Origin of the sequence: Streptomyces sp. SID5785, assembly GCF_009870065.1 — a bacterium.
Lineage (GTDB): Bacteria > Actinomycetota > Actinomycetes > Streptomycetales > Streptomycetaceae > Streptomyces.
This window is the reverse complement of the sequence record NZ_WWIA01000805.1, coordinates 1-491: the sequence shown is the minus strand read 5'-3', so window position 1 is coordinate 491 and position 491 is coordinate 1. Positions and strand designations below refer to the sequence as shown.

Annotated in this window: 1 pseudogene; it reads left to right on the top strand. The window is 73.7% G+C overall.

The window, feature by feature from the left end:
• Positions 1-491 (top strand): annotated as a pseudogene (locus GTW43_RS26225) (hypothetical protein); the annotation flags it as partial.

Sequence of the window (491 nt, the reverse complement as noted above, 5' to 3'; positions counted from 1 at the left end):
CGCACCTGGTCCCTCCGCCTCACGAACCGCACCGCCGCCCGCTGCGCGGCCCTGCACCCGGTGCTCGTCCTCGTCGACGACAGCCGCAGCCTGCGTCCCGACGGGATCCGGCTCGAGTACCGAGACGGCCCCCGCTGGCGCCCGGTCGGTATCGAGCACACCGACCGCGACGAGAACATCGGCGTCATCGGCAGGGACACCGCCGGCTTCTCGGTCCGCCCCGGCGAGACGGTCACCGTGCCGCTGCGGCTGGCGTTCGGCGAGCACGCCGGCCCGGGCCGCGTCGTGGCCGACGCCGCACTCGTCCAGCGCAGGGCGGACGACGGCGACTGGGTCGGGGAGTCGGGCTCGTACGCCTTCGACATCGTCACGGCGGAGGACGAAGGAGACGGGGGCGACGGGAACACGGACCCGAACCCGGACCTGAATCCGGACCCGGACCCGGACCTGAGCGCGGACCCGAATCAAGACCTCCGCCCCGACCTCAACCA